Source organism: Paracoccus sigandri (assembly GCF_003709565.1).
GTDB classification, from domain to species: Bacteria; Pseudomonadota; Alphaproteobacteria; order Rhodobacterales; family Rhodobacteraceae; genus Paracoccus; species Paracoccus siganidrum.
Map to the genome: position 1 here is coordinate 1 of NZ_QNRC01000062.1, position 9,925 is coordinate 9,925.

At 63.4% G+C, this 9,925-nt stretch carries 10 protein-coding genes and 2 pseudogenes; 5 read left to right on the forward strand and 7 right to left on the reverse strand.

The features are described 5' to 3' along the window. Positions 1–127: 127 nt before the first annotated feature. Positions 128–1,661 (reverse strand): annotated as a pseudogene (gene istA / locus C9E82_RS23025) (IS21 family transposase). A gap of 45 nt (positions 1,662–1,706) precedes the next feature. On the opposite strand from istA, the gene C9E82_RS25485 reads away from it, so the two are divergent. Next, positions 1,707–1,952 (forward strand): LuxR C-terminal-related transcriptional regulator, encoded by a 246-nt coding sequence (locus C9E82_RS25485; protein ID WP_119900828.1) that lies wholly within the window; start codon positions 1,707–1,709, stop codon positions 1,950–1,952. Between the two features lie 252 nt (positions 1,953–2,204). On the opposite strand, the gene C9E82_RS23035 is transcribed toward C9E82_RS25485, so the two are convergent. The 3 genes from C9E82_RS23035 to tnpA all read right to left on the reverse strand — a co-directional run bounded on the left by C9E82_RS23035 (position 2,205) and on the right by tnpA (position 4,720). Further along, positions 2,205–3,878, reverse strand: coding sequence for an IS66-like element ISPpa7 family transposase (locus C9E82_RS23035; protein ID WP_119900829.1), 1,674 nt, complete (start codon positions 3,876–3,878; stop codon positions 2,205–2,207). A gap of 63 nt (positions 3,879–3,941) precedes the next feature. Beyond that, complete coding sequence (tnpB, locus tag C9E82_RS23040) at positions 3,942–4,295, reverse strand: IS66 family insertion sequence element accessory protein TnpB (RefSeq protein ID WP_119900830.1); 354 nt, start codon at positions 4,293–4,295, stop codon at positions 3,942–3,944. Further along, a complete protein-coding gene (tnpA, locus tag C9E82_RS23045; RefSeq protein ID WP_119900836.1) occupies positions 4,292–4,720 on the reverse strand; it encodes an IS66-like element accessory protein TnpA in 429 nt (142 codons plus the stop codon). Before tnpA ends, tnpB begins: the two co-directional genes overlap by 4 nt. 608 nt (positions 4,721–5,328) lie before the next feature. Between tnpA and C9E82_RS24290 the strand changes: the two genes are divergently transcribed. The 3 genes from C9E82_RS24290 to C9E82_RS23060 all read left to right on the forward strand — a co-directional run bounded on the left by C9E82_RS24290 (position 5,329) and on the right by C9E82_RS23060 (position 7,623). Further along, positions 5,329–6,006 carry a hypothetical protein gene (locus C9E82_RS24290; RefSeq protein ID WP_147393148.1) on the forward strand — a complete coding sequence of 226 codons (678 nt, stop codon included), beginning with the start codon at positions 5,329–5,331 and terminating at the stop codon, positions 6,004–6,006. Further along, positions 5,999–6,766, forward strand: a complete 768-nt coding sequence (locus tag C9E82_RS23055; protein WP_119900832.1) for a DUF2515 family protein — start codon at positions 5,999–6,001, stop codon at positions 6,764–6,766. The genes C9E82_RS24290 and C9E82_RS23055 overlap by 8 nt, the downstream gene beginning before the upstream one ends. 95 nt (positions 6,767–6,861) lie before the next feature. Then, positions 6,862–7,623, forward strand: a complete 762-nt coding sequence (locus C9E82_RS23060; RefSeq protein WP_119900833.1) for a hypothetical protein — start codon at positions 6,862–6,864, stop codon at positions 7,621–7,623. On the opposite strand, the gene C9E82_RS23065 is transcribed toward C9E82_RS23060, so the two are convergent. Then, entirely contained in the window at positions 7,558–8,202 is a 645-nt protein-coding gene (locus C9E82_RS23065) for a DUF4123 domain-containing protein (RefSeq protein ID WP_170162180.1), read from the reverse strand. The genes C9E82_RS23060 and C9E82_RS23065 overlap by 66 nt on opposite strands. Positions 8,203–8,494: 292 nt before the next feature. Here C9E82_RS23065 and C9E82_RS23070 point away from each other — a divergent pair. Continuing rightward, positions 8,495–8,575 (forward strand): annotated as a pseudogene (locus C9E82_RS23070) (IS5/IS1182 family transposase); the annotation flags it as partial. A gap of 112 nt (positions 8,576–8,687) precedes the next feature. Here the strand turns inward: C9E82_RS23070 and C9E82_RS23075 are convergent. Together C9E82_RS23075 and C9E82_RS23080 are read right to left on the reverse strand one after the other, a co-directional pair. Then, positions 8,688–9,050, reverse strand: coding sequence for a PIN domain-containing protein (locus C9E82_RS23075; RefSeq protein ID WP_240643693.1), 363 nt, complete (start codon positions 9,048–9,050; stop codon positions 8,688–8,690). After that, positions 9,040–9,267: an AbrB/MazE/SpoVT family DNA-binding domain-containing protein gene (locus C9E82_RS23080; protein WP_119900835.1), complete on the reverse strand. Its 228-nt coding sequence runs from the start codon at positions 9,265–9,267 to the stop codon at positions 9,040–9,042. Before C9E82_RS23080 ends, C9E82_RS23075 begins: the two co-directional genes overlap by 11 nt. Positions 9,268–9,925: the final 658 nt, after the last annotated feature.

Here is a 9,925-nt window from a genome sequence, read left to right on the forward strand (position 1 = left end):
CGAAAGACCATCGAACATCGGCGCTTGCAGCACCGCAAGCTCGCCGCATAACATCAACCCCAAGACGAGGCCCGCTCTCCGCTAATCTAAGCCCCGATCTGAGCCAAATGTTCTGACGACGGACAATTCATGCCGCGCCCTCCGCATCGCCCGAGAGCAGCCGCATGTAAGCCCCCGCCCTGGTCTTCTTGACCGTTGCCTTGGGCAGATAAGGATAGCACTCCAGATCCAGGCGCGGTGGTCGGCGCTCCACCCGGCACAGCAGAAGATGCTTCACTGCATCAAAGCTGATCGCCCCCATCCGGAGGGCCTGCGTCACGGCAGCCCGCAGATCGGCGAGATCGAAAGTCTCCAGAAGCCGCAGAACCTGGACATATTCGCGTCGGCCATGGCGGTTCATCCGCGCCTCCATCAGCCGGCGCAACGTGGCGAACTCCTCTGGTAGGTCCCAGCCCTGCAACGGTGCTGCCTGGTCGAGCGCATTGATCTTCTGCTCGATCAGCGGAAGGTAATGGATCGGGTCGAAGACGATCTCATCGCGTTCCCAGCACCGGGGATGGCGGGCGATCACCTCGCCACGACTACCGATCACCACTTCATGCATATAGGCCCGGATCCAGACATCCTGATGGCCGTAGGCGACGGGCACCGAGTAGTCGTTGGTCTTGTAGCGCACCAGCGATTGCGACGAGACGCGGCCGGTCTCCTGATCGCAGGCATCGAAGGGAGCCGCAGGGAGCGGGCGCATCGCGGCAAGGTCACGCTGCAGTCTTTCCCCGATCGTCTCGCTTTCACCGCGCAAGACAGCACGCTGTCGCTTGCGGCATTGCTCCTCCAGCCAGAGGTTGAACGCTTCCCAGCTCGCGAACTCCGGCATCGGCACCATGAAGTTGCGCCGCGAATAGCCCACCAGACCCTCGACATTACCCTTGTCGTTTCCCTTGCCCGGGCGGCCATCGCGATCCCGGATCAGGTAATGCGACAGGAAGCCGCTGAACAGCTCCGTCCGCTTGCGCGTCCCGTGCGGCAGGATCTTTGCCACCAGGCAGCGGTCGTTGTCGTAGAGCACAGACTGGGGAACCGCGCCGAAGAACGCAAAGGCATGGATGTGGCCGTCAACCCAGGCCTCGGCCACCGCCGCAGGGTAGGCCCGCACATAGCACGCATCGCTGTGCGGCAGGTCCAGCACGAAGAAGTGGGCCTTCTGCTCGACGCCCCCGATCCGGACCTGCGCCTCGCCGAAGTCGGCCTGAGCATGGCCCGGCGGATGCGACAGCGGCACAAATACCTCCTGGCCCCGCCGTTCCCGCTCCCGAATCGTCGGCCATGCCCTTGAACCGATGGCGGGCACGGCCTCCATCCTTGATGATCGTGTAGCCGCCGGTAAAGCCACACTCATCGCGAAGCCGGTCGAACACCCGCTTGGCCGTATGCCGCTGCTTGCGCGGCATCGAACGGTCCGCCTCCAGCCAGCCCTCGATGATCGGGATGAACGGATCAAGCTTTGGCCGCCTGACCTCGGCCGTCCGTCGGTAGCCCGGTGGCACCGAGAAGGTCATCATCTTCGCAACCGTGTCACGCGAGATGTTGAACACTCGCGCTTCTGCCCGCTGGCTCAGGCCTTCCGCGCAAGCCTGGCGAACTCTCAGATATAGGTCCACGCTGTAAATCCTCACGCCCTCCCTGCCGCCGCAGAAAGGGAATAGGTGGACGACTTTTACGCCGCCCGCAGCAGCACCAAGCCACCGCTACCGTGGACGAATTTCGCACCGCCGTTCTCAAGGCAAGCGGAAGCCCTCGCTGGTCTTGCTCCGCGGAGAACAAACATAGAAGTCGCAGTTCAACTTGGCACTACTGAGGCTGCCGTGAAGAAGCGGTTGCAGGAAGCCTATAGAAAGATTGGCGCCACAGACCGCCAGGAAGCGCTTATTTGGGCGACCAAAAACCTATAGAAGCAGTATTTTCTCCGCCGATCTATAGACCTTAACTTTGCATGCGCAGCGAACGACCGTTCTCCGCCCTTATCGCCGATCCATGGGAAGGTGACTCCGCAGGGCAAACCAGCGCCCGCTATGAGCGCTGTAAGCGCCGTCCCCGTCCCATTGGGATTTGGGGTGCGCTCGGGAACGCGAGTTGGGTGCGGGGGGGAGCGAGTGCCGGTTGGTGAAGCTCACAATGAGCTCAGCCGGGAGTCCCGGATGTGCTCATTGTGAGGTCTTGGTCGCTGCCGCGTAGGCCCATGGCATCAAGGCGTCCATGTCCTTGTCGAGGTGGCCGGTGGCGATGCTTGTGAAGAGATCGCGCAGGTAGGCGTAAGGCTCCACGTCGTTCAGCTTGCAGGTGCCGATCAGGCTGGCGAAGCGGGCCCAGTTGCGGCCCCCCTCGTCGTGGCCGGCGAAGAGCGCATTGCGGCGGTTCATGGCCGGGCTGCGGATGGCGTTCTCGACCAGGTTGGAGTCCATGTCGACATGGCCATCGTCGAGGAACAGCCGGAAGCCGTCCTGGCGGTGCAGCATGTAGTGCGGGGCCTTGCCGAGATCCGACTTGCGCGAGGTCCGGTCGGCCTGGGCGGCGAGCCAGGCGAAGAATTTATCGACCAGGGGGCGGGACTGCTCCTGCCGGATGGTGCGGCGCAGGCCGGCATGCTTGCCGCGGATGGCGGCCTCGATCCGATAGAGCGCGGCGATGCGCGCCAGCGCCTCGTCGACAATGGGCGAGCCGGCCTTCGGTCTGGCCGCGATGAGCTTCCTGCGGCCGTGCGACCAGCAGAACGCCAGCGCAAGCGGCTTGCCGCCCTTCCGGTCGGGCTTGGCCAGATGGGTGTAGGCGCCATAGGCGTCGACCTGAATCGTCCCGTCGAACCCGTCGAGGATCTCGTCGGCGTTCTCGCCGGCGCGGCCCGGGCGATAGTGGAACACCACGCCGGGCGGGGCGGGACCGCCCCAACCGCGATCGTCGCGTAGCACCGCCCAGAGATATCCGGTCTTCGTCTTGCCGCGCCCTGGGTCCAGGATCGGGGCTGTGGTCTCGTCGACATAGAGGCGGGTGCCGCCGGTCTTCAGAAGCACCGCCATGCGCTCGACCACGGGCGCGATCAGCGCGCCGGTCCGGCCCATCCAGTCGGCCAGCACCGAGCGGTCGATGGGCACCCCGTGCCGGGCCATGACCAGCGACTGCCGGTTCAAGGGCATGTGTTCGGAATGCTTGGCGACCGCGATCTGCGCGAGCAGCGCCTCGGTAGGCCAGCTGCCTTCGAGCAGATGCGCCGGGGCTTTTGCCTGCACCACACCGGCCCGGCCCTTGGGGCAGGCGTATCTGGGTCGCACCGTGACGATCACCTGATACCGCGCGGGGATGCAATCCAGCCGCTTGCTGCGGTCCTCGCCGATCCGGACCATGTCGCCACAGCCACAAGGACAGGCGATGCTGTCGGGCTCGACCACCCGCTCCACATGCGGCAGGCCTTCGGGCAGCGCCCGGGCCTTGCGCGGTTTACGCCGAGCTTTCTTCTCGGGATCGAGCGTGCTGGCGGCGATCTTCTCCTCGACCGCGGCGATGCGCGCCTCGGTCTCGGCGATGGCAGTCTCGAGGTCTTCCAGTGCCAGGTCCAGCTGGGCGGGGTCCAGCTTCTCGGACTTCGGCCCGAACTTCGCGCGGCGATACTGCTGGATCTGGCCTTCCAGCGTCGCCACCAGCTCCTTGAGCTCGGCGATGAACGCCTCCTTCTCGGCCACCACCGCTTGCTCGTGCTGGCGTGCCGCGCGTTCGACCGAGGCCTCGAACCGGGCGGCCTCCAGCGCCTCGTGCTGCGCCGCAAAGGCCGCCACCACCTCGGGCGGGAGGTCAGGAAAGCGGCTCAGATCGAGGGGCTGCGACATGGCCCTTTCTACCCGATCCCGGCAGGGAAGCCCAACAAAACAACCCCGGAACGACGACCTGAGTCACCCCGCCGCAGTCGGCACCGTCACCCGCTGCGCCATCACCCGCCGCCAGTCCAGGCCCTCGACCAGCGCCTCGCATTGCGCCCGTGACAGCCGCATCACCCCGTCCTGAACCTTCGGCCAGGCGAACTTGCCCTGCTCCAGGACCTTATACACCAGCACCATGCCGGTGCCGTCCCACACCAGGATCTTCAATCTGTCGCCGCGCTTCGATCGGAAGACCACCATCACCCCGGAATGCGGATCGAGCCGCAGCGTGTTCTGAACGATCAGTGCCAGCGCCTGATGACCGCAACGGAAGTCCACCGGTCGGGTCGCCACCAGGATCGGCAGCCGCTGCCCGGCGACGATCATGCCGACCTGCGCAGCGCACGCACAAGCGCCGCCGCCCGCTCCGCCGACACGTCGCCCGGCACGCGGACAATAATCCCGTCGCCAATCTCGATCCCGACGACCCCTTCGGCACCACGCGCGGCATCAGGCGAGGCATCCACCTCGTCATCTACCGACACCGGCACGAACGCCGGCACCACGGTCGCGCCTACCGCCTCCATGGCATCCGCCGGCAGCGCCAGAAGCCCCTGTCGCGCCTGGCGCCGCCAGTCCGAGAGCTGATGCGGCGCAAGATCATGCCGCTGCGCGACATCCACAACTCGCACCCCGGGCTGGAAACTCTCCGCCACGATCCGGGCCTTCACCGCCTCAGGCCAGCGCCGATACCCCCGCGTCCGCCGCTCCACCTCGACACGACCAACGAACCCGTCGCCACCATCCGCCATCATCGCCCCCTTGCAGAAAACCACAAAGAGGCTCGCTGCTACGCAGCTCGCAGGAAACCCGCGATATCAATGGGCTGGAGACGGCGCATACTGAGCGCTAGGTAAGCTTGCCGCATCGCGGTACGCCCTACTGCCAGAAACACACCCATATTCGCACTCAATCAAGCTGTCCGAGCACGCGCAGGGTGCGCTTGGCACTATTGCGATATATTCCAATGATTTATGAGGAATTCAGCCTCATCGCGAGGCAACTTCTGTGATCAAAAAGGCAGAACTATCTGCGTCTTTTCACGTGTGAATTGCCACTGCAATCGTCCCCTGACGTCTCCGGAAATCAAAGACTTGAGCCCGCGCTCGTGCAGTATTTCTTCCTCATTTGCCAACATGAGCCTCTTCGGTAGGTCAGGCCCGGCCTCTTTCGACATCAAACACCGTCTGAACGCAGAGGAAGCGGTTGTGACGCAAAAAAGTGGAATTTCGTTGGCAACGTACTCCGGGGCATGTGGAATTGGCTTCGTTCGGGCGGCGGGTCCGCTGCTATCAGTTCGAGAGGCTGAGAGAGTATTTCCGGAACATGGTGACCCAGTATCCGTGGCTATGGTCGTGGGTTGACCGCACTGGTGCCACGAGCCCATTTCGCCGCAGGCGCGAGCAAGATCGGTCTTGTCGCTTACGACCATTTCCAGGGGCTTCCTGAACTCTTCTGCCAATGGCACGGCAGCAATGTCCTGCGCGTTGGAGGCACGACCAACATTGCACTAACAATCAAAATGGGCCTGTCCGTGGGGCCGGTCAGACCCTTGGCCGATCTGGACAAGTCAGGCTTTGGCGGCTATCGCTATAGGGTCTTCGGCCAGGACCGGAGAGCCATTGTTTTTGAATGGAATTGGTCCGCATCTTCATTCGGATACCGATCAGGGGATCTCTGCAGAATGCGTCTTCCCGCGAATTTTCCGGCGAGCTTGCAGGACGCTCGGGAACGGCAGTTCGACCGCGACATCGCCTTCCGTCTGGCCGCCCGCTATCCCGCCTTCGCCGCGCGCGACGAACAGGTTCGGCTGGACTGGGTGACCGATCGCCGCCGATGGCTGGCCCGGATCGGCGTCACCGCCCAGCAGCATGTTCTGGATCATCTGGAGATCATGGTGGTCCACGGCAACCGGGTCATCGACGATCCGGCCTACCGTGCCATCATGACGCGCCCGTTCCGGTCGCAGGAGGAAAAGGCGGTCAGGCTGCGGCGGCATTTCCTGACCCTTGATACGGCAGGGGTGGCGCATGGATGATCTCAGCACGACCCGCGCGGCCAATGATCCGGTCGCGGGCTGCGAATGCAGTTGCGACCGTGGCTGGCAGGATGTTCAGGATGAGGTCAATCAGGCGCTGCGCAGCGATGATCCGCTGGAACGCAACCGCCAGATCACTGCGGCCTATGGCAGGCTGGCCGAGGCCGATCCCCGCAATATCTGGGTCAGACTGGCAAGCTATGTCTCGGTCCAGGGCGGTTGCGCCATGCAGCGCACCCAAGCCTGGGATGCGCAGACGGTCGGCCGGATGGTGGTGAACCCGTCCGAGGCGATGGACGCCTTGCAGGATGCCAATCGTACGATCTTTTCCAGCATCTACCCGGTGGTCCGCTTCGCCCAGAAATGCGGCGCGGCGCAGCTTCGCCGTTGCGTCGAAAGCGGCGCCATTCAGGCGGACAGTTCGCTTCTGGACGCGATGGACAAGCTTGAACAGGGCGATTTGCGGGGCGCCTCGGATCTGATCGCGGAACATGAGCAGGTGCGGATCGTCCAGCCCGTCTATGAACGCCATGCGGGCACCTTTCGCGATCTGATGCGCGCGGAATCGCTGATGCCCGGCGATCAGACCAGCATTCCGATCGCGAAACATTGCACGCGGGACAATCTGGTCAGCATCGACGGGCTGGACATCCGCAATCCGCAGGACCGCGTGCAATATTACCAGCGCCTGGTGAACCGAATGCTGCAGCAGGAAGGGACGTTCCGGCCCGGCGGCGGCGGGGCGACGGGCACATGGTAGGCTGGCGCATGGCAGGTGGCGCCTGGCTTGCCGGGATAACCGGTCTTGTTCTGGTCCTTGGGCTGGCGACAAAAGTTCTGACACAGGAGAGTTCCATGAATGACGGCATGCCGCGCATCGTCTCGGTCGCCTTGCTGCAACCGGCGGCCGAGCTTCTGGCGCAGGAACCGATGGCCTATTACCGCGAGGATCTGCGCGGTCCCGATGGCTGGGACACCTCGCCCCTCTACCTGACGGAATTCGCATCGGGCGAAGATCTGAAGCCGACCATGACCGGCGGGCCGATCGTGCTGCGCTATCAGGACAGGAACTGCCCCGTCGAACTGCCCGCTGGCAGGCAGTTCATGGCGGGTCTGGCCGGGCCGGTGGTCGATCGCAGTTCGATGATCTTCCCGATGGAGCCGATGACCCTGGCCGAGGCGCGTCAGATGCTGGCCCAGGTCGTCGGCCAGTTCGATCAGGGCTGGTCCCGCATCGGTACGGTGCGCGAGGGGCTGACCGAGGAAGATTTCACCTCGGATACCGGGCCGAAATCCGCGCGTGTCGGGCAATGGCGACAATGCGGGAACGGCCCGGCCAAGGCCGAGATCACGGTTGAGCATTACAATTCGGCCTCCGGCAGCAGCTTCACCCCACCCGCCACACTGAGCGCGCCCCTACCCGAGGATGCCGGGGACCGGTTTCTGATCCGGGTGAATTTCACGCTGGCCACGCAGACCTTGTCCCGCAAGGCCAGCGAGCTTGTGATGTCGCGCCGGGCGGCGGAAGGGCTGGATCCGGCCTTCCAACAGCTACCGGCGGGGATATGGCTGGACAATCCTGACTGGCGGCCAGCGGGATGGGATGGCGGCTTCTGAACCGCCGCCCAGCACCGCCGCATTCGCTTCGAGCCAGCGCGGCTCCCAAAAGCGGAACAGGAACCAGTTGCCGCATTCATCCTGCACACGGGTGAAGCGGCGGAAATGGCGCCAGATGTCCTCGAAGGAGGCGCGTGATCGGATATAGATGCCCGGCTCGCTTTGCCACAATCCGCCGATCGCATCCTTGCCGGTGAACAGCAAGCGGGTCAGGCGGCTATCTTCGGTCAGCCTGACCAGCCAGGGCGCGACCTCGGCCAGCTCCTCGGCGGTGCCGCCCTTGAACAGGCAGCGATGTTCCAGCCCGCTGGCGTCAAGCAGCGCGGGCAGGTTCGCGACCTTGGCGGCGTCGAGGATCGCAAAGGTCTGCATGGCGGGCACCTTGGCGGGATCGCCGCCCGCCGCCTCGATCTCGGACGGAAGCGGGTCGGGCTGACCAAACAGCGGGTCGCGCAGCAGGTCGGGAACGGCCTTCCTGTCGGTTTGTCCGAACTGGGAATCCAGTGGCTTGACCCCTTCGACGATCTCGATCTGGAAAAGATCGGGGTGCCGGATATGGATGTCTGGATGGTCGGTCATGTACATCCCTCGCCAGTCTGATCCGGGCATCCAAGGCGCCTGTCGGCTGCAGTTTAGGACGAATTCACGCCTGGGAACAGAGACCGCTTCTCCCTACGCGGGGTCAGGTAAAGTCCCCGCCCGGCAAGTGCCTGTCTGTCCCGGCGGATGGTTGCCGCGCAGACGCTGATGACCGCTCTGCCATGAGCGGGCTCATATCCGGATGCCTCTCAACACGCATTCGCAATATTCATGGCGCGGCAATGTAGTCCGAAACCGTCCTCTCGGTCTTCAGATTGAGCGTGTCTCGCGCGTGGCCGCCGAGAGTGCCGTGCATAAGACGATCATGATCAACGCGACCTATCTGAAAGCGCACAGCACGACCTCGATCCTGCCCAAACAACTCCTCCGCCCGAGCATGCGGGAACCCCGTACCGTTGTCCTGGATCGGACATGGCGCCATCATCATTCCCGGAATGGACTGAGGATCCGCAGGCTGCCTTCGATCAACTGACTGTGCTGAAGGTCCTCTGTGTTGTGTAAAGCCGTTCGCAGCCGCTGGTCAGCGCGGCCGCGACGATCATCGCGTCATAGACCGAAAAGCCGTATCGTTCGCCGAGAGCCAGGCCAACATCGTGGATCTCGGCCGAGAGGGCGGTCACGTCGCACAAATCGCGTACCCCGGCGAGGAAATCGCCGGCGTCCCGCCATGACATGCCGGCTTTCCCGATGCAGTTCACAAGGGCCTCATTCAGCACCTGGACGCTGATCAGCCCGCCCTTTGCCAACAACTCGGCGGACCGATCTGCCCTGGGACCATCATCGAGCAGGTATAGGATAACGTTGGTGTCGAAGAAGTCAGCGCTCATTTGCGGCGTCGCGGCTCAACCGCTGAGATGCAGGGAGTCGCCCACGGAAACGGCGCAGATCTTCCAGCACATCGTCTGCCGAGGGGCGACGACGGATGGCCAGGCCATCATCAGCGCGTTTCAACTCGATCTCGTCGCCGGCCTTCAGACCAAGCTCGCGCACCAGGTCGGCAGGCACCCTGACAGCCAGCGAATTTCCCCATTTGGCGACATGCATCAGACGGTCCTCACCAATGGATATACTGCATGGAAATGCATATCCAAATCATAGCAGCTTCAAGTGTTGTCGGTGGTGATGATGCTGATTGCGACAAATACGCCCTTGGGACTGAACATGAAACGAAGCAGGTGGCCCCGAGGCGACATGATCCAAGCAGGCGGTGACATCCGCTATCGCAGCCCGGTCGGATCATCCGAGAAGCGGACAGGGCAATGACAGTTGAGCCCAAAGCAACGAGTGGCACCGCCCTGTGATCCAGACGGGCACTCGGCATCCACTTGGCCGCTTGTCAGAAGGGCCTTTCCGTGGGCTTCACCACCACCGTTGCTCGAGTCAGTGAGACGATACCGATCGAGCCTCAATCGCACATACAGAAATTTTTTGACCACTCATCCCGGCGAAGTCCGCGCCACGACCAGGCTTTGCAGGACAAGATAACACAGCTGTTCGCCTATCTACCAAAGCGTGATGGACGAAAATGAACAAGTCTGAAACTGGGGACATCTGACGTTACCCCTGTTCGTCCGTAGGTCGTGTCTCGGAACTGGTGGAAATTGGAAGGCGGCGTAATCTCCGGGTGAACTGACACCCACCCAACCGGCGGCGGCAACCGCCAGGGAGATCACGCCATGAAGCAGAATACCGACAGCTCGTC

Excerpts from the sequence above, each read along its gene's own strand:
- C9E82_RS23060 (WP_119900833.1), top strand. The coding sequence starts at position 6,862 with ATGAATGACGGCATGCCGCGCATCGTCTCGGTCGCCTTGCTGCAACCG.
- C9E82_RS23065 (WP_170162180.1), bottom strand. The coding sequence starts at position 8,202 with ATGACCGACCATCCAGACATCCATATCCGGCACCCCGATCTTTTCCAG.
- C9E82_RS23075 (WP_240643693.1), bottom strand. The coding sequence starts at position 9,050 with ATGAGCGCTGACTTCTTCGACACCAACGTTATCCTATACCTGCTCGAT.
- C9E82_RS23055 (WP_119900832.1), top strand. The coding sequence starts at position 5,999 with ATGGATGATCTCAGCACGACCCGCGCGGCCAATGATCCGGTCGCGGGC.
- tnpB (WP_119900830.1), bottom strand. The coding sequence starts at position 4,295 with ATGATCGTCGCCGGGCAGCGGCTGCCGATCCTGGTGGCGACCCGACCG.
- C9E82_RS23080 (WP_119900835.1), bottom strand. The coding sequence starts at position 9,267 with ATGCATGTCGCCAAATGGGGAAATTCGCTGGCTGTCAGGGTGCCTGCC.
- C9E82_RS23035 (WP_119900829.1), bottom strand. The coding sequence starts at position 3,878 with ATGTCGCAGCCCCTCGATCTGAGCCGCTTTCCTGACCTCCCGCCCGAG.
- tnpA (WP_119900836.1), bottom strand. The coding sequence starts at position 4,720 with ATGGCGGATGGTGGCGACGGGTTCGTTGGTCGTGTCGAGGTGGAGCGG.